The organism is Pseudomonas sp. TWRC1-2, assembly GCF_049896685.1.
Lineage (GTDB): Bacteria > Pseudomonadota > Gammaproteobacteria > Pseudomonadales > Pseudomonadaceae > Aquipseudomonas.
On record NZ_JAFCUU010000006.1, the window covers coordinates 49,063 to 65,582 of the forward strand.

The following is a 16,520-nucleotide window of genomic DNA, read 5'->3' on the forward strand; positions in this document are numbered from 1 at the left end:
AATGTTTGAGTTACGGGTGCTCAATGGGCTGCGCCAGGGCGCCGCGTTGCCGCTTTTTGGCGAGCAGTGGAGCATCGGCGCTCACTCTGACGCTGACCTGATGCTGAACGATCCAGGCATCGCCGAGCAGCACGCGCGGTTGCGGCTGATCAACGCAAACTGGTCAGTGCAGGCCGAAGCCGGGCTGTTGCACGGTGATGAAGGGCAGGTGCTGGCCCAGATTGCGAGCCTGGCGCTGAACGTACCGTTTTCGGTCGGGGCTGTGCGGCTGTGTGTCACCTGGGCCGATCAGCCATGGCCCGAGGCACCCGCCCCAGCGGCCCCGGCCCCTGAAGCGCCGCGGGCGCTGCAACTTTCGTCCATCTCGCACGCGCAGCAAAAGCGCCTGATCAGCGTGGCGCTGGTGGTTGCGATCATCGTCGTGGTGGTGGGCATCGCGTCCACGGGTGAGCGTGAGGCCCAGGCCTCATTGATGCCTCCTGTGGTGGTCAAACACGAGTTGGCCACGCCGTTTGAGGTGCGCCAGCAGTTGCTGAAGATGCTCAATGAACGCGAATTGAGCCAACGGGTCAGCCTGCAAGTGATCAATGGCCAGGTCGCGCTCAACGGCGACGTGTCGCAGGACGATGTGGAGCTGGTGTCGCGCATGCTCAGCCGTTTTGTCGAGCTGTTCGACAGCGCGGTGCCGGTGATCAGCCGTGTGCGTGTCAGCGACGGCGCGCTGCCATTCAAGATCGTGCAGATCGTCGGCGGTCCCAATGGCCATGTCGTCCTGGAAGAGGGCAGCCGGGTGTTTGTCGGCGATGAAGTGGACGGCCTGCGCCTGGTGCTGATCGACAACAGCAAAGTGGTGTTCGATGGCGCGCGGCGTTATGAGGTGCGCTGGTGAACGAAGAACTGAACGCACGTCTGGATGCCTGGCAGCAGCGCCAGGCCCAGGCGCTGGCCAACCTGATGCCGGTGACCCTGCGCGGTCGGGTTCAGCGCGTCAACGGCATGTTGTTGCAATGCCGGTTGCCGAGCGCGCGTATTGGCGACTTGTGCCAGGTCGAGAAATCTGCCGACGACTACATGCTGGCGGAAATCATCGGCTTCGATCAGCAGGATGCCGTGCTCAGTGCCTTGGGCAACCTTGAAGGGGTGCGCGTGGGCGCCAGTGTGCAGCGTCTGGGTGTCTCGCACCGAGTGCGCGTCAGTGATGCGTTGCTCGGCCAGGTGCTGGATGGGTTCGGCCGGCCGATTACGGGCGTTGGCCCCAATGCCTTCGCCGAGACGGACAGCCCGGATGCGAGCATGGTGCTGTGTGAGGCGCCGTTGCCGACCGAACGGCCGAGGATCCACCGGGCCCTGGCGACCGGGGTGCGCTCGATCGATGGTCTGTTGACGCTTGGCGAAGGCCAGCGCGTGGGCCTGTTTGCCGGTGCTGGCTGTGGCAAGACCACGTTGCTGGCGGAGATTGCCCGTAATGTCGAGTGCGATGTGATTGTGTTCGGCCTGATCGGTGAGCGCGGCCGGGAACTGCGCGAATTTCTCGACCATGAACTGGATGATCAGTTGCGCGCCAAGGCCGTGCTGGTGTGCGCGACATCCGACCGCTCAAGCATGGAACGCGCCCGCGCAGCGTTCACCGCAACGGCGCTGGCTGAGGGCTATCGACGCCAAGGCAAGCGGGTGTTGCTGCTGATCGACTCCTTGACGCGTTTCGCCCGCGCGCAGCGAGAAATCGGCCTGGCCGCCGGTGAGCCCTTGGGGCGCGGGGGCTTGCCGCCTTCGGTGTACAGCTTGCTGCCGCGTTTGGTGGAACGCGCCGGGTTGACCCGCGACGGCGTCATCACCGCAATCTACACCGTACTGATCGAACAGGATTCCATGAGTGACCCCGTGGCCGACGAGGTTCGCTCGCTGCTGGACGGCCATATTGTGCTGTCGCGCAAGCTTGCCGAGCGCGGTCACTACCCGGCGGTCGATGTGCTCGCCAGCCTGTCGCGAATTCTGAGCAATGTCGCCACCCCTGAGCACATCCAGGCGGGGACCGGGCTGCGCCGTTTGTTGTCGGCGTATCAGCAGATCGAGCTGATGCTCAAGCTGGGTGAATACCAGGCCGGCAATGATGCCCTGACCGACCTGGCGGTGGACAGCCGTGCCGCGGTGGATGGCTTTTTGCGCCAGGACTTGCGTGAGCCTTCACCGATGGCGGCGACCCTGGATCAGCTGACGGAGCTGACTGCCTATGTTCCTTTCTGAATTGGAAACCCTGAGGCGTCTGCGCAAACACCGCGCGGACCGGGCCGAGCGCGCATTGGGTGAGGCTAAAAGGCATCAGCGCGCACTGCAGTTGCACGTTGAGCAGGCGCAGCAGCGCCTTGAGGACACTCGCCTGCAGGAGGCCGAGGAGGCGGCGCAGCTATTGAGCAAGCATCAAGGGCACGTGCTCTCGTTTCAGGAGCTCAAGTCGTGGAATACCCAGGAGCGCTCATTGTCCGCCAGCACGCAGCGTGAAGAGGCGCAGTTACAGACGCTACAGGGGCAGCAGGAACAGCAAGTGGTGCATATCGACAGCATGCAAAAGCAGGCCAGCCAGTATTTGCGCGAGGTCGAAAAACTCTCGGAATTATCCCAGTTACTGGTGCAGGAGCGTCATGAAACGATTGCCTGTGAGCAGGTCTGAGCGGCCGCGCATTCGCGAGCCCAGGGAAGACCGTGAGAGAGGCGTTGAGGCCGTGGTGCCGTGGGTTCATGTGCAGGTATTCGCGCAACTGTTTGCCAAGGACGACGGCCAGGGCGGTTACGTTTCCAGCCTGCCTGCGCAACGTGTGGCGACGGATAAATTGATGATCGAGGCATTGGCGGGGCAGTTGGCGCTGCGCGTTCAAGGCGCCACGCAATGGCCGTTGCTGGCGGTGCTTTACCTGCCACGGCTGGGGCGAATCAACGCCAGTGTGCAGCGGCAGTCGGGCGCGTGGAACATTGAGTTGGACGCCGAAGAACCGCGCACGGCGCATTGGCTCGCCACGGTGCAAAAACGCTATCAGAACAGGCTGACCGAGGCGTTGGGCCAGCCTGTCGATATCCACATCAACAGCACGGGGTCCGCATGATCATGTTGGCGGTGGCACCGCCCCTGGTTGAGGCGGCAAGGGTTGCGGCGTTGCAGCGGCTGGGACGCGGATTACGCATGCCGTTTCAGGTCGGTGATCAGCAGGGCGCGTTTGTGCTCGAGCCCGGCCGCGCGCCTGAAGGGCGCAGCCCGGTGTGTTTCGAGAGTGCCGTCGGTGTACTGGGGGTCTCGGAACCCGAGGCGATGTTCAGCCTGATGGGCGAATGCCCGGTCACCCTGGCAGAAGCCGGCAATGACTCGACGTCGTGGTTCTGGGAATTGTTCCAGCATCACCTCAGCCCCCAAGTGGTGGCGTTGTTCGGTTATCTGCGCTTGCTGCCGGCACCCAAAACGCCGGGCTTTGGTTGCCGCTTCACCGTGCTGTTGGGAGCCTCCAAGGTCGATGGTTACCTGTGGCTTGCCCCGCAGAGCTTGCTGGCGATGTGTGCGGCGGGCGCTTGGCGGTCGACGGCCAGCTCATTACCCGCATCGTTTCCCTTGGCAATCGCCGTGACCGTGGGCCGTTTGAGCTTGCCTGTCGTGCAGTTGCGCAGCGTGCGTGCGGGTGACGTGCTGATGCTTGAACACGCCTTTTTTGATGTGCAGGGCCGTGGCCACTTGCCGATCGGGCGTCGCCGTCTGCAAGGGCGTATTGACGATGAATCCGGGCCGTTGTGCCTGAACCTTATTGCGATTGAGGAAGCGTCCATGGACGAGAACTTTGTAATAGAAGAATACCCGGGGCCTGAACAGGATCAGCCGGTGGAGGATATCTTTGGCCGTGAGCCCTTTGATGAATTGAGTATGGCGCTGACGGTGCGCTGTGGTGTCCTGAGCCTGACCCTGGGCGAACTGCGCAATCTTGCTCCCGGAGCGGTGCTGGGCATTACCGGGTACGCCCCGGGCATGGCCGGCCTGTATTACGGCGAGCGGCCCATTGGCCAGGGGCAACTGGTGGAAGTGGATGGGCGACTTGGCTTGCAAGTGTCTCGCGTGGTGTTTTCGCGATGATATTCCAGAGCGTTGACCCGGTTGTCCTGGCGCTGTTTTTCGGGGCGTTGTCGTTGCTGCCGATGCTGCTGATCATCTGCACCGCGTTCTTGAAGATCGTCATTGTGCTGATGATTACCCGCAACGCTATCGGCGTGCAGCAGGTGCCCCCGAGCATGGCGATCAATGGCATCGCGTTGGCCGCTACGCTGTTTATCATGGCCCCGGTGGGTTACCAGGTCGCCGAAAACCTCAAGAACGCGCCCCTTGACATGAGCACGGTGCAGACCCTTCAACAGACGGGGCTTGTGGCCATACAGCCGCTGCGCGCGTTTATGAAACGCAACACCGATCCGGATGTGTTGACCCACATGCACGAAAACACCGCGCGCATGTGGCCGCCTGAAATGGCGCAAAGCACCCAGCGCGATGACCTGATCCTGTTGGTCCCCTCCTTTGTGCTGTCGCAGTTGCAGGCCGGGTTTGAGATCGGCTTCCTCATCTACATTCCATTCATCGTCATCGATTTGATTGTGTCCAACCTGCTGTTGGCGCTGGGGATGCAGATGGTCTCGCCCATGACCATTTCCCTACCGCTCAAACTGCTGTTGTTCGTCATGGTCTCCGGATGGTCGCGATTGCTCGACAGCCTTTTCCTTTCCTACCTTTGAGTGCCCCATGGAACCGATCGTACTGTTCAAGCAGGGCATGCTGCTGGTGGTGGTGTTGTCGGCACCGCCGCTGATTGTGGCGGTGATCGTCGGCGTGCTGACGTCGTTGGTGCAAGCGCTGATGCAGATACAGGATCAGACCCTGCCCTTTGGCATCAAGCTGGTTGCGGTGGGCATCACGCTGATATTGACGGGGCGCTGGATTGGCGTGGAGCTGATTCAACTGATCAACCTGATGTTCGACATGATCGCTCGCTCGGCACTGAACTGAGGGCATGCACGTGCTGCTTTATCTTGAGTATCTACCCAGCCTGCTGGTGGCCATGGCGCGTATCTATCCCTGCGCGATCCTGGTGCCGGCGTTCTGTTTCCAGCATCTGCGCGGGATGCCCCGGCATGTGATCGTAATGGTCATGGCGTTCATTCCGGCTCCCGGCATCCATGCGGTACTGGCGGGCCAGGACTATTCGGCGCTGATGATCATCGGGCTGATGCTCAAGGAGGTCACCCTGGGCATTTTGCTCGGGGTTTTGCTGGCCATGCCTTTCTGGATGTTCGAGTCGGTTGGCGCGCTGCTGGATAACCAGCGTGGCGCCCTGGCAGGTGGCCAGCTCAACCCGTCATTGGGGCCGGATGCAACGCCCGTGGGGCATCTGTTCAAACAGCTGGTGATTTACTTGCTGATCGCCGTCCTGGGCTTGAGCGTGCTTACCCAAGTGATCTGGGACAGTTACCTGCTATGGCCGGCCACCGCTTGGGTGCCGCTGCCGGCAGTCAATGGTTTCAGTATTTTCCTGGGCCTGGTCGGCGATACCTTTACCCACATGATGCTCTACGCTGCGCCGTTCATTGCGGTGCTGATGTTTCTGGAGTTCGGCATCGCGCTGTTGGGTGTCTACAGCCAGCAGTTGCAGGTGAGCACGCTGGCGCCGCCGGTCAAATGCCTGGCGGGTATCGGGATTCTGTTGCTGTACTTTGCGTTGCTGCAGGACCTGATCGTCGGGCGCTTGAATGTGCTCGGCGATCTTAAACACTCGCTCGGGCTGATGTTCCAGGTCTCGACGCCATGAGTGACTCCGGTGAAAAGAAGCACCCGGCCTCAGCCAAGAAACTGCGCGATCAACGCAAGAAAGGCCAGGTTTCCCAAAGCCAGGATGTCAGCAAGCTGCTGGCGTTGACGGCCATCAGCGAGGTGGCGTTGTTCACCGCAGAAACCAGTTTGCAGCGCTTCCAGCAACTGATGGCGTTGCCAATGTCGAGTATGGCCCAGCCGTTCACGCGGGCGCTGGAGACGGTGCTGTTTGAAGGCACGATGATGTTTTTCACGTTCGCCCTGTTGATGGCCGGATTGGCCATTGCCGCGAAGCTGATCAGCAGTTGGATGCAGTTCGGGTTCCTGTTTGCTCCCGAGACCTTGAAGCTCGATTTCAATCGGCTCAACCCCCTCAAGCAGCTCAAACAGATGTTTTCTGCGCAATCGGTCATGAATCTGTTGATGAGCATCACCAAGGCAGTGCTACTGGGCGTGATTTTGTACGTGGTGATCAAGCCGTCTTTGGGCGCGCTGATTAACCTGGCCAGCAGTGACCTGCAAACGTACATCCTGGCGCTGATCGTTCTGTTCCGTCACTTGTTGCATGCCTGCCTGGGGCTTTTGCTGGTGCTGGCGCTGATCGACCTGGCGTTGCAAAAACACTTCTTCGCCAAGCGCATGCGCATGACCCAGGTCGAGGTCGTCAAAGAGTACAAAGACATGGAGGGTGACCCGCATGTGAAGGGGCAGCGCCGTTCGCTGGCCCAGCAGCTGGCCCAGGAGGAACCGAAGGTCAAGCTGCCCAAGCTGGAAGAGGCCGATATGCTGGTGGTCAACCCGACGCATTTTGCCGTGGCGCTGTATTACCGCCCGGGTGAGACGCCGCTGCCCATGCTGGTGTGCAAAGGCACGGACGACGCGGCGCGCGACTTGATCCAACAGGCCAAGGCCGCTGAGGTGCCGGTGATTCAGTGCGTGTGGCTGGCGCGCACGCTCTACACGAACAAACTGGGCGCGAGCATCCCCCGCGACACCCTGCAGGCCGTGGCGCTGATCTATCGCACGTTGCGTGAGCTGGATGATGAGGCCAAGCGCGAAACCCTGGAGTTGCCGGCGCTGGAGGTGCGCTGATCAGCGCACCGAACCTCCGCGAAGCCAGGGCCAGGTGAGCCGCCGCGCTGCTCACCTGACAGCCTGGCAACTGCCGGCGTTGATCGCGGAACACTCAGCGTTCCAGCGAAATTGTCTGGTAATCCGCGCGCTCTCCGGAAGGGCCGGGCTCGACGCGCATCTGCGGTGGCCACCAGATTACCAAGGTGTCTTTGGTCGATTGCGGGCGTGAGCAAGAGTCGCCTTTGCACGTGGGAGCGCAGCCGGCGATGAGCAGCACGGTGCCGATCAGAGTGATGCACAACAGGTGGCGTTTCATGGGGCGACCCTCTTCTGAGTGGGCGTGATCAAGGAAGGGCGGGGCACGCCGATGTGTTCATCCTTCACCACCGGGCGCATGGCGATAAATACCTCGGCTTCTTCACCCGGTTTGAGCCAGGCACGTGGCCATACCGTGACGGCCAGGGTCTGCGAATTGCTGCACTCCTTTTCGTCGATGCGCACGTTGCGCTTGATCTGATTGCGCACCACCACCACCGCCACATTGAACTGCGGGCCGGCATACCACTGGCTGCGCTCGGTGTTCATGGCCAGTAGATCGCGGGTGTTGCACAGGGTGTCCAGGCCCAATGGCATCGGTGCTGCCTTGAAGGCCAGGGGCACTTGCCCGGTCACCAGATTGGCCAGAGTGCTGGTGATGTCACTGCGCTTGATGACCGGCGGGTGTTCGGCGTAACGCCTGGCCAGAGGCTTGAGCGCGGCCTGCAACTCCACTTGATCTTCCTGCGGCAAATACCGTGAAGGGTCCGCCTGATCGCCGATGACGCGTGGCGTCAGGATGAACAAGGGTTCGCGGCGATTGTTCTGGCGTTCGCTGGAGGAAAACAGCGCCTTGCCCAGCAGGGGTATGTCGCCCAGCAGGGGAACCTTATTGCGCTTGTCGGTGCTTTCGGTGACATGAAAACCACCGACCACCAGCGAGCGTTTTTCCGCCATCACCGCCTGGGTGCTGACATTGCCCCGGCGCACGTCGGGGCCGATGCGATCCGGGTTGGATTCATCGAAGTTGCCGTCCTCGATGTCCACCATGAGGTGCACCTGATGAGTGCCACGGGTGGTAATCACCCTGGGGATCACTTGCAGGCTGGTACCTACCGTAATCGGCAGGATCGTCGCGACCTCCGTGCCTGCGGTCAGGTATTGGGTGCGGTTGAAGTCAATCACCGAGGGCTGGTTTTCCAGGGTAAGCACCGAAGGGTTGGACACCATGGTTGCCAGGCCGCGCTGCTCCAGGGCGCGTATCTTGGCAAAGAAGCGATCACGGTTCTCGATCGACAGCTGCGATGAACTCCCAGGCGCCATTCTCATGTCGCTGCTGAAATGGCTGTTGCCCCAGTTGACCCCGAATTCGCGCAGTTGGGAGCGCTCTATGTCGAGGATGATTGCGTCGATTTCCACCATTTTGCGCGCCACATCGAGCTGGGTAATCAGCTCTCGGTACATGGCCTGCCGTTCCGGGAGGTCGTAGATCAGCACGGCGTTGTTGCGCACGTCGGCCTCTACGCGGATTTTGCCTGCCGACACCGGAGCGCGCGGGGTGAGCGTGGCGCCAGAGGCCAACTGGCCTGGGTCCGCTGTCTGGCCGAACATTTGCCCGAGCATGGGATTGCTCAACCGGGGAACGTTCGGCGTGATGGGCGAGGGCTGCGAGGAGGGGCGCGGGGAAAGCGTCGACAGGGATGACGTCGCCCGAGGCTCCAATAAGCCCCGCAGCATGCTGGCAACGCCAGGGATGACTATTTTTTCGCCGCGGTAGTCGATCTGGCGATCTCCCGCGTTGGCGAATTTCAGCGGGTAGCTGAGCACGCTTTGTTTTTCGTCGGGTGACTTACGCTGGCTGCTGAATTGCTTGATCTGTTCGATGTAGCGCTTGGGGCCAGAGACCAGCACCACGCCGTCATCGGGCAGTTCACCCCAACCGAAACGACTGTCGAGCAAGCCGATATCGGTCAAGGCCCGTTTGAGGTCGGCGACGGTCTCGGAAGAAACCTCCAGGCGCGCGGACTCTTGCAGGTCCAGGGTGCTGATATAGAGGGTGTTGTTGTACAAGTACCATTGAAAACGGTGTTCAACGCCCAGCCTATCGAGTAACGACTGCGGGGTATTGGCGCGTATCTTGCCATTTACGATGCCCTCCAGCAGACCGTCGACTTGCAGTTGCGTGCCAAACGTTTGAGCAAAGTCCTCCAGCACATCCCGCAGGGGCTTATGCTCGGCTTCATAGGCGTAGGCGGTGTTTTTCCATTCGGAGGGGATGGCGGCGAGGGGGCTGTGCAACGGCGCCAACAACAAGGGCAGCGCAAGCAAACAACGCCAGTGGGCGCGTTTTGCCAGAGCCGCGGGCGAGTTTAAACGCAAGCCGGTGTGCTTGTTGATCTTGCTATACATGACAGGTTCTCTGTTTCAGTGCGAAAGCGTCGTAATGAAGTGGGCCGGATTTGCGCCCAGCCGTTGTCAGGCGCGCCGTTGCGCCGCGCCAGGTGTCACGTTGGTTGAGAGGGACTTCAAGGGTTTGCAATCAAGTGGCAGGCATTGCACCCACCGGAGATGGCGCGTGGCGCGAACCTGGGCAAGTGCTGACTTGCGGTTCAAGCCGCCGCCTATTCTGTTCACGACCGCCCAAGCCGTCAGTCAGCGTTTGCTGCCAGCCACTAAACGACATTGATGGCCGATTTAACCGTCTCGTGTTTGTAGCTGAGGTAGGTCGAACTCACGGCAAAGTTGTTAACCAGGGCGGACTTTTCCTCAATGAGTTGTTCGAAGAGCCGCGCGCTGTCTTCGCTTGCTTCGCTGTACGGAATGTCGGCGCTGATCTGGTCGAGGTTTTTTTCGGCTTGGGATTGCTGCCTGTAGAGACTGCTGAGTACGCGTGAGTCAGTATTCATGGCGTTATCTCCAGTGGGTGTGTATCCCTGTGTGGCGGCAGATTGCTCACCAGTTCCAACAACAGGCCTGTGTGGTTAAAAAGAACAGCATTTACCCAGCAAAGGTGTCACTTGATTTGGCCAAGGGTGGAATCGCCACCAGGTTGTCCAGGGCATGCGCCCAGTTGATATGAAACCCGCCATCTTCTGTCTCAAGCAGCAGCGACTGGGCGGCGATCCCGTCTTCGACCCGAAGCGTCCAGGGCACGCTGCTGTGAAGGTTGAGCCATAGCTCGACGTGTTCACGGTCCTGCGGATTGCACACCAGGTGCGCCTCAACGGTGGGCAGTTGCGCCTCCAGCAGTTTGTTGAGCAGTGTCGTGAGGCGTTGAACGGGCACAGTCTCCTCCAGCAGGGTTTGAATGGCCGCGTTGATGACTGAGCTGGCGACCTGCTCCAAACTCGCCAGCATTGCCTGGCGCTCTGACTCCCAGCGGTGCAGCTGGGCATTGGCGCGTTGCCAGAACTCATCGCTGGCACGTTCGAGTATCTTTTCGCATTGGGCCTGGGCCTGGCTGATGCGCGTCTGCGCTTGAGTTTCTGCGTGTTCCAACAGCTGACGGGCCTGGGTGTAGTCAGACAGCATTTCCCTGGGGATCAGGGCCGTGGGCAGTGCGTGGGCGGGGGTGTTCAGCTCAATCGTGTGGGCGCAAAACATGGTCGGGTTTCTCGCGAGGGGCGGGCGGCGCGTCATCGACAGCGGTGGAGGTTGCGCGCCAGATCGTGGCTTTCCACAGGGTATCCAGCCGGCCGTGCGTGTCCGCCAGGCGAGGATGCTGTTCCAAGGCCAGCACCCTTGGGCGAGCAAAATTCAGGCGTAGCCGCTGCCAGACATTGGGAGCGACCCACGCGCGCAGGTAGTGCAACGGGTCGTCGACGTTCACCGGTGCTGAGCCCGTGGGCAGTGCCTTGGCCAGGCGCTGGCACCACAGCAGCTGCTCTTGATTCAACCGGCTGTCGTGGGGCGCGTTGTACACCTCATTCACCAGTGTCAGTGCGAGGTCGCGTTGTTGTGCGCTGCTCAACACCCATTGGAGGAGGGCTGGAGACGTGGGAGGGGCAAGCTCGGGCGCGATGCCGAACAGGCTGCTCACGCGGCGATGATAGGCGCGTGAAAGCGCTGCGGTTTCCACAAACCCCGTTTGCGTGAGCCAGTCGATGTGGGCGTTTCTCCATGGGAAAGCCCACCATTTTACCCAGCTGAGGTCGTCACTCATGGGCGTGTGCCGGTGTGCTTTCGGGTGTGAGTGTGGAGACTTTCCTGCGGCGCCAGAACAGCCAGGCGATGCCTGCTGACAGAGCGATGATCAGCGGCGCAATCATGCTGGCGCGCCAGAAACCAAGGTCTTGCTCGGGCACCAGAAAAGGGCCGAGGTAGGTCAGCTGTTGCTGTTCGGTGTAGGCGGTGGCCGGTACAAAAATGACGGTCAGTTTTGTCGTGTTGTCTATGGCCGAGGCCATGCCCGGGATGCTGCTGGCCACCAGTCTGCGCACGCGCGGATTGATATTGTCCGGATCCAGTCGCGGGTCGTGCTTGATGAAGACCGAGGCGGAGGCCGGCTGTACCGGCTCGCCTGGCGCGACGCGCTCAGGCAGTACCACATGCACACGCGCGACGATCACACCGTCTATGTTGGACAAGGTCGATTCCAGCTCCTGGGACAGCGCGTAGATGTAGCGTGCGCGCTCTTCCAGCGGGGTGGAGATGACGCCTTCCTTGCGAAAGATATCCCCCAGCGTCGACCGGGCCGTTTTGGGCAGCCCCGCCGCGTCCAGGGTACGCACAGCTCGGCTGATGTCACTGGCCTTGACCCGAACAGCGACACCGTCTTTGCCTGGCACCTTCTGGGCCCGGATTTGCTTGTCTGCCAGCTCCGCGATGACTTCGTTGGCTTCCTGCTCAGAAATATTGCGATGCAGCTCTACGCTGTCACCACAACCGGACAGCATCAACGCTAATGAAAACAAGAATGGGGCGGTTAGACGGCGGTACATGCAGCTATCCCATGCTTGAAATTTTGTCGACGCCTTTCGCGACGGCGCCGATGACCTTGACGCGTGACATCACGTCGATATGCGCTTCGGCGAGCGACTGTGGGAACTCGTTCGCGTCCTTGGTCTTTTTGTTCAGGCTCGCGTCACGAAAGCCTTTGGATACGCGTCTGGATAAAGTGTCCGACGCTGTCGCGCTCCACGCCTGAGCGGGGGACGCCACCGCAGGCACGATGCCTTTCACGGGCGGCTCGGTCTGGCTGAGTTGGGCGTTGAAAAAGTTGATGTCAGACGCCCGGTTGATCGCGCCAGGCGCCTCGGCTTGAGAGAGGATGCTGCTGTTTTCCGGTTGCCCTGGGGTGGTGATGTACATGTGAACCTCCATCGAACGTATCGAGTGTTACGTGCCTCGTGACGATGAAAAACCTCCTCGACCGGGGCAGAGGAGGTCAGTCTGACTTACGCGAATCGCAAAGACTTAATGCGGCCCGCTTTCGCGGTAGTCAGTTCTTGTTCAGCAGTCTTCTTGGCCTCTTCGACGACTTTCCTTTCTTTATCTGCGTTGATTGCGTCCAGTTGCGCCTGGTTACCCGCGCTGGAACCACCAATACCTGAGATTGAGGACATAGATCACCTTCTTGATTTCAAATGAAGTCTGATAGCGAGTGTTAGCTACCGTCACGTGTTGAGTGGCTGTGAAGTCACCCACTTATAAGTGGTGGAGGGAAATAAAGCGTTCCAGTATTTATATGTTTAAAATTATTTCTAGTGCGGTTTTTTGTGAAGTCATTGTTGTAATGCTTAATTGTGCGCATGCGCTAAAGTGCCCAGGCAGGTGCGAATGGCTAAGTTCTGCCGCAATGTGCCAGTTACACTGCTCGGTTATAAGTCGAGTTGTTTAATTCGGTGGTAGAGCGTGCGTTTGGCGACGCCTAATTCAATTGCGGTGATATCCACGCAATGATCATTGCGGCGCAACGACTCTTCAATCAGTGCTTTTTCGATTTGTTGCAGGCGTTCCTTCAGGCTCAGTTCGCCATCGTGCGGGTTGCTCATGGGCGTGGAGAACGGTGGCAGGCCCAGCACGAACCGCTTGGCGGACGAACGTAATTCGCGAATATTGCCCAGCCAGGCGTGGCACAGCAGTTGTTGCAACAGCGGGCCGGGAACCGTCGGAGCGGGGCATTTGAAGTGCTCGGCTTCTTCCCGGACCATCTTCATGAACAGCGGAATGATGCGTTCCCGCTGGTGCCGCAAGGCCGGAAGTTCGAGGCTGACGACATTCAGGCGAAAGTACAGGTCACGCCTGAAGGTGCCTGATTCGACCATGTGGTGCAGTGACTGCTGGGCCGAGGCAATGACGCGCATGTCCACCGGGATGAAGCGGGTTGAACCCAGCCGCTCCACGCCCCGCGACTCCAGCACCCGCAGCAGTTTGGCCTGCAGGCTCAATGGCATGCTGTCGACCTCATCGAGGTACAAGGTGCCCAGGTGAGCCGCCTCGACAAAGCCGGCCCGCGATTGCATGGCCCCGGTAAAGGCGCCACTGTTGACCCCGAACAATTGGCTCTCCGCGAGGCTTTCCGGGATAGCGGCGCAGTTCACGGCAATGAAGTTACCGCGCCGCCCCGACAAGCGATGGACCCGTTGGGCCAAGGTGTCTTTCCCTGTGCCGGTTTCCCCTAATAGCAGAATGTCGATATTGAGTGACGCTGTGCTGTTAAGGGTGTTTTCAATACCTGAGGTGTCACTGATTGAGATGTCTGTTTCAACTTCCCTATGGTAGGCATCCGACATCAAGTAAGTGCTCCATTATCACTGTGCATCATTCAGGCAACGGTCGACAGGCAAAGGCCAGCAGGGCGCAAATTATAGTTTTTTTATTGTTGTTCTGAAGTAGGAACTTACGCGCAAGGCGTAGGAGAAATGAGATAGGTTTGGGAGTTATTTTGCTTGGAGGTGTAGTCAGTAAAATATTGAGAGTTAATAGGAGGAATCTTAAGTTTCGGAGTGTTCGGATGAACGTCCATAAGTAGTCGCCCACAAAAAAGCCGATGCAGTGCATCGGCTTTTTGTTTGCGGCAATGACCGCCAGGTTTACTTATACGTTGAAACGGAAGTGCATGACGTCGCCATCTTTGACGATGTATTCCTTGCCTTCAAGGCGCCACTTACCGGCTTCCTTGGTGCCGGCTTCACCCTTGTACTGGATGAAGTCGTTGTAGGCGATGACTTCGGCGCGGATAAAGCCTTTTTCGAAGTCGGTGTGGATCACGCCGGCAGCCTGTGGCGCGGTGGCGCCGACTTTGACGGTCCAGGCGCGGACTTCTTCGACACCGGCGGTGAAGTAAGTCTGCAGGTGCAGCATTTCGTAGCCGGCGCGGATCACACGGTTCAAGCCAGGCTCTTCCAGGCCCAGCGCCTCGAGGAACATGTCTTTTTCTTCGCCGTCATCCAGCTCGGCAATTTCGGCTTCGATCTTGTTGCACACCGGCACCACGATCGCGCCTTCTTCCTCGGCGATGGCCTTGACCACGTCGAGCAACGGGTTGTTCTCAAAGCCGTCTTCAGCGACGTTGGCGATGTACATCACCGGCTTGGTGGTCAGCAGGTGGAAGCCTTTGATCACTGCTTTTTCATCGGCATTCATGCTCTTCATCAGGCTGCGCGCTGGCTTGCCCAGGGTGAAGTGAGCGATCAATTGCTCCAGCAGGCCTTTCTGGACCACGGCATCCTTGTCGCCACCCTTGGCGTTACGCGCGACTTTCTGCAGTTGTTTCTCGCAGCTGTCGAGGTCGGCGAAGATCAGTTCCAGGTCGATGATCTCGATGTCGCGTTTCGGGTCGACGCTGTTGGAGACGTGAATCACGTTCTCGTCTTCAAAGCAGCGGACCACGTGGGCGATGGCATCGGTTTCACGGATGTTGGCCAGGAACTTGTTGCCCAGGCCTTCACCTTTCGACGCGCCGGCCACCAGGCCTGCGATGTCGACGAATTCCATGGTGGTCGGCAGGATGCGCTTTGGATTGACGATAGCCGCCAACTCCTGCAAGCGCGGGTCCGGCATGGCCACGATACCGCTGTTGGGTTCGATGGTGCAGAAGGGGAAGTTCTCCGCCGCAATACCGGACTTGGTCAAGGCGTTGAACAGGGTGGATTTGCCGACGTTGGGCAGGCCGACGATGCCGCAATTGAATCCCATGGTGTTTCCCCTCGGTAAGAGTCAGGCCTTCTGGCTGTGCAGGTTTTTCATCGCACGGTTCCATTCACCGGCGAAGATATCCGGCAGCACGCCGAGGGCAAAGTCGATGCTGGCATCGAGTTTTTCCTGTTCGGCGCGTGGCGCACGACCCAGGACGAAATTTGAAACCATACTGGCAACGCCTGGGTGGCCAATGCCGAGCCGCAGACGGTAAAAATTATTCTGATTGCCCAGCTGCGCGATGATGTCGCGCAGGCCATTGTGCCCGCCATGCCCGCCGCCCAACTTGAGTTTGGCAACGCCGGGTGGCAGGTCCAGTTCGTCATGGGCCACCAGGATTTCTTCGGGTTTGATCCGGAAGAAGCCCGCAAGCGCCGCGACGGCTTGGCCGCTGCGGTTCATGTAGGTGGTGGGAATCAGCAGACGAACATCCTGACCTTGATGCGAAAAGCGTCCGGTCAGGCCAAAATATTTGCGATCGGCCACAAGGTTTACGCCTTGGGCGTGGGCGATACGCTCAACAAAAAGGGCCCCCGCGTTATGCCGGGTCTGTTCGTATTCGGCGCCTGGATTTCCCAGGCCAACGATCAGTTTAATGGCAGTCACGACAGGGGCCCTTCCTTTGGAGTTGTGGATAACATCGCCGCAACCTGCGTGCGGCGAAAGTGGACGACAAGAGATCATTTACTCAAGAGTAAACGCCGCGTTATCGCCCGCTTTCTCGCTACGTTTCGGTCCGCGATGTTTCCTCAAGCTCCGGCAATACAGAGTGAATTACTCTGCAGCGCCTTCTTCTTCAGCTTCTGGAGCAACGCGTGGAGCGTGAACGTTGGCAACAGCTTTGTCATCACCGTGAGCCAGTGCGACAAACTCAACGCCTTTAGGGGCCTTGAGGTCGGACAGGTGAACGATGGCGCCGATTTCCAGAGCCGACAGGTCGACTTCGATGAACTCAGGCAGGTCTTTCGGCAGGCAGGTCACTTCGATTTCGTTCAGGACGTGCGAGATCTCGCCGCCTTTCTTGACCGGAGCTTCTTCGCCAACGAAGTGCACTGGAACGATAGCGGTCAGTTTCTGACCGGCTACAACGCGTACAAAGTCAGCGTGCAGCACGTGGCCTTTGGCCGGGTGACGTTGCAGAGCTTTGATGATCACGTTTTGCTTGGTGCCACCAACGTTCAGTTCGATAACGTGGCTGTAAGCAGCATCGTTTTCGAGCAGTTTGGCGATTTCTTTAGCCAGCATGCTGATGGATTCAGGGGCTTTTTCGCCACCGTAAACTACAGCTGGAACCAGGCTTGCGAGACGACGCAGGCGGCGGCTCGCACCTTTCCCCAGGTCGGAACGCAGTTCAGCATTCAAAGTAAAATCGTTCATGTTGTATCTCCAAAATAACCACATTCGCCCCAGCGTTTGCGACCAGCGCTAAAGGCGATATGGG

At 59.5% G+C, this 16,520-nt stretch carries 21 protein-coding genes; 9 read left to right on the forward strand and 12 right to left on the reverse strand.

Annotated elements, in window-relative coordinates:
* The first annotated feature begins 1 nt into the window (after nucleotide 1).
* Genes ACP7B3_RS18020 through sctU form a run of 9 tightly spaced genes read left to right on the forward strand, consistent with a single transcriptional unit; the run spans nucleotide 2 to nucleotide 6,922 of the window.
* The gene (locus ACP7B3_RS18020) at nucleotides 2-889 is read left to right on the forward strand and encodes an FHA domain-containing protein (RefSeq protein WP_426179999.1); all 888 of its coding nucleotides are present in this window, start codon (nucleotides 2-4) and stop codon (nucleotides 887-889) included.
* On the forward strand, nucleotides 886-2,244 hold the full coding sequence (locus ACP7B3_RS18025; protein WP_315975618.1) for a FliI/YscN family ATPase: 1,359 nt from the start codon (nucleotides 886-888) through the stop codon (nucleotides 2,242-2,244). The genes ACP7B3_RS18020 and ACP7B3_RS18025 overlap by 4 nt, the downstream gene beginning before the upstream one ends.
* Nucleotides 2,231-2,668 (forward strand): type III secretion system stalk subunit SctO, encoded by a 438-nt coding sequence (gene sctO / locus ACP7B3_RS18030; protein ID WP_262210019.1) that lies wholly within the window; start codon nucleotides 2,231-2,233, stop codon nucleotides 2,666-2,668. The genes ACP7B3_RS18025 and sctO overlap by 14 nt, the downstream gene beginning before the upstream one ends.
* On the forward strand, nucleotides 2,640-3,098 hold the full coding sequence (locus ACP7B3_RS18035) for a type III secretion system HrpP C-terminal domain-containing protein (protein ID WP_242194902.1): 459 nt from the start codon (nucleotides 2,640-2,642) through the stop codon (nucleotides 3,096-3,098). The genes sctO and ACP7B3_RS18035 overlap by 29 nt, the downstream gene beginning before the upstream one ends.
* Nucleotides 3,095-4,108, forward strand: a complete 1,014-nt coding sequence (locus tag ACP7B3_RS18040; RefSeq protein WP_426180002.1) for a FliM/FliN family flagellar motor switch protein — start codon at nucleotides 3,095-3,097, stop codon at nucleotides 4,106-4,108. The genes ACP7B3_RS18035 and ACP7B3_RS18040 overlap by 4 nt, the downstream gene beginning before the upstream one ends.
* The gene (gene sctR, locus ACP7B3_RS18045; protein WP_426180004.1) at nucleotides 4,105-4,758 is read left to right on the forward strand and encodes a type III secretion system export apparatus subunit SctR; all 654 of its coding nucleotides are present in this window, start codon (nucleotides 4,105-4,107) and stop codon (nucleotides 4,756-4,758) included. The genes ACP7B3_RS18040 and sctR overlap by 4 nt, the downstream gene beginning before the upstream one ends.
* 7 nt (nucleotides 4,759-4,765) lie before the next feature.
* Nucleotides 4,766-5,029 carry a type III secretion system export apparatus subunit SctS gene (sctS, locus tag ACP7B3_RS18050; protein ID WP_058411467.1) on the forward strand — a complete coding sequence of 88 codons (264 nt, stop codon included), beginning with the start codon at nucleotides 4,766-4,768 and terminating at the stop codon, nucleotides 5,027-5,029.
* Nucleotides 5,030-5,039: 10 nt separating this feature from the next.
* Entirely contained in the window at nucleotides 5,040-5,828 is a 789-nt protein-coding gene (gene sctT / locus ACP7B3_RS18055) for a type III secretion system export apparatus subunit SctT (RefSeq protein WP_145165604.1), read from the forward strand.
* On the forward strand, nucleotides 5,825-6,922 hold the full coding sequence (gene sctU, locus ACP7B3_RS18060; RefSeq protein ID WP_426180007.1) for a type III secretion system export apparatus subunit SctU: 1,098 nt from the start codon (nucleotides 5,825-5,827) through the stop codon (nucleotides 6,920-6,922). Before sctT ends, sctU begins: the two co-directional genes overlap by 4 nt.
* A gap of 94 nt (nucleotides 6,923-7,016) precedes the next feature.
* Here sctU and hrpT read toward each other — a convergent pair whose 3' ends face one another.
* The 12 genes from hrpT to ACP7B3_RS18120 form a co-directional block, all read right to left on the reverse strand.
* Nucleotides 7,017-7,220, reverse strand: a complete 204-nt coding sequence (gene hrpT / locus ACP7B3_RS18065; protein ID WP_119736448.1) for an HrpT family type III secretion system protein — start codon at nucleotides 7,218-7,220, stop codon at nucleotides 7,017-7,019.
* The gene (sctC, locus tag ACP7B3_RS18070; RefSeq protein WP_426180009.1) at nucleotides 7,217-9,349 is read right to left on the reverse strand and encodes a type III secretion system outer membrane ring subunit SctC; all 2,133 of its coding nucleotides are present in this window, start codon (nucleotides 9,347-9,349) and stop codon (nucleotides 7,217-7,219) included. The genes hrpT and sctC overlap by 4 nt, the downstream gene beginning before the upstream one ends.
* A gap of 263 nt (nucleotides 9,350-9,612) precedes the next feature.
* Nucleotides 9,613-9,846 carry a hypothetical protein gene (locus tag ACP7B3_RS18075; RefSeq protein WP_145165552.1) on the reverse strand — a complete coding sequence of 78 codons (234 nt, stop codon included), beginning with the start codon at nucleotides 9,844-9,846 and terminating at the stop codon, nucleotides 9,613-9,615.
* A 91-nt stretch (nucleotides 9,847-9,937) separates the two neighbouring features.
* Nucleotides 9,938-10,543: a type III secretion system stator protein SctL gene (gene sctL / locus ACP7B3_RS18080; RefSeq protein ID WP_145165554.1), complete on the reverse strand. Its 606-nt coding sequence runs from the start codon at nucleotides 10,541-10,543 to the stop codon at nucleotides 9,938-9,940.
* Nucleotides 10,521-11,102: a type III secretion protein gene (locus tag ACP7B3_RS18085; RefSeq protein ID WP_426180011.1), complete on the reverse strand. Its 582-nt coding sequence runs from the start codon at nucleotides 11,100-11,102 to the stop codon at nucleotides 10,521-10,523. Before ACP7B3_RS18085 ends, sctL begins: the two co-directional genes overlap by 23 nt.
* The gene (gene sctJ / locus ACP7B3_RS18090; RefSeq protein WP_416364426.1) at nucleotides 11,095-11,880 is read right to left on the reverse strand and encodes a type III secretion system inner membrane ring lipoprotein SctJ; all 786 of its coding nucleotides are present in this window, start codon (nucleotides 11,878-11,880) and stop codon (nucleotides 11,095-11,097) included. The genes ACP7B3_RS18085 and sctJ overlap by 8 nt, the downstream gene beginning before the upstream one ends.
* A gap of 4 nt (nucleotides 11,881-11,884) precedes the next feature.
* Nucleotides 11,885-12,250: a hypothetical protein gene (locus ACP7B3_RS18095; protein ID WP_426180014.1), complete on the reverse strand. Its 366-nt coding sequence runs from the start codon at nucleotides 12,248-12,250 to the stop codon at nucleotides 11,885-11,887.
* A gap of 86 nt (nucleotides 12,251-12,336) precedes the next feature.
* Entirely contained in the window at nucleotides 12,337-12,504 is a 168-nt protein-coding gene (locus tag ACP7B3_RS18100; RefSeq protein ID WP_157986803.1) for a hypothetical protein, read from the reverse strand.
* A gap of 255 nt (nucleotides 12,505-12,759) precedes the next feature.
* Nucleotides 12,760-13,674, reverse strand: coding sequence for a sigma 54-interacting transcriptional regulator (locus ACP7B3_RS18105; protein WP_262210145.1), 915 nt, complete (start codon nucleotides 13,672-13,674; stop codon nucleotides 12,760-12,762).
* A 304-nt stretch (nucleotides 13,675-13,978) separates the two neighbouring features.
* Nucleotides 13,979-15,079: a redox-regulated ATPase YchF gene (gene ychF, locus ACP7B3_RS18110; protein WP_101266309.1), complete on the reverse strand. Its 1,101-nt coding sequence runs from the start codon at nucleotides 15,077-15,079 to the stop codon at nucleotides 13,979-13,981.
* 21 nt (nucleotides 15,080-15,100) lie between these two features.
* Complete coding sequence (pth, locus tag ACP7B3_RS18115; protein WP_010213318.1) at nucleotides 15,101-15,685, reverse strand: aminoacyl-tRNA hydrolase; 585 nt, start codon at nucleotides 15,683-15,685, stop codon at nucleotides 15,101-15,103.
* Nucleotides 15,686-15,853: 168 nt separating this feature from the next.
* Nucleotides 15,854-16,456, reverse strand: coding sequence for a 50S ribosomal protein L25/general stress protein Ctc (locus ACP7B3_RS18120; RefSeq protein WP_106578554.1), 603 nt, complete (start codon nucleotides 16,454-16,456; stop codon nucleotides 15,854-15,856).
* Nucleotides 16,457-16,520 lie beyond the last annotated feature (64 nt).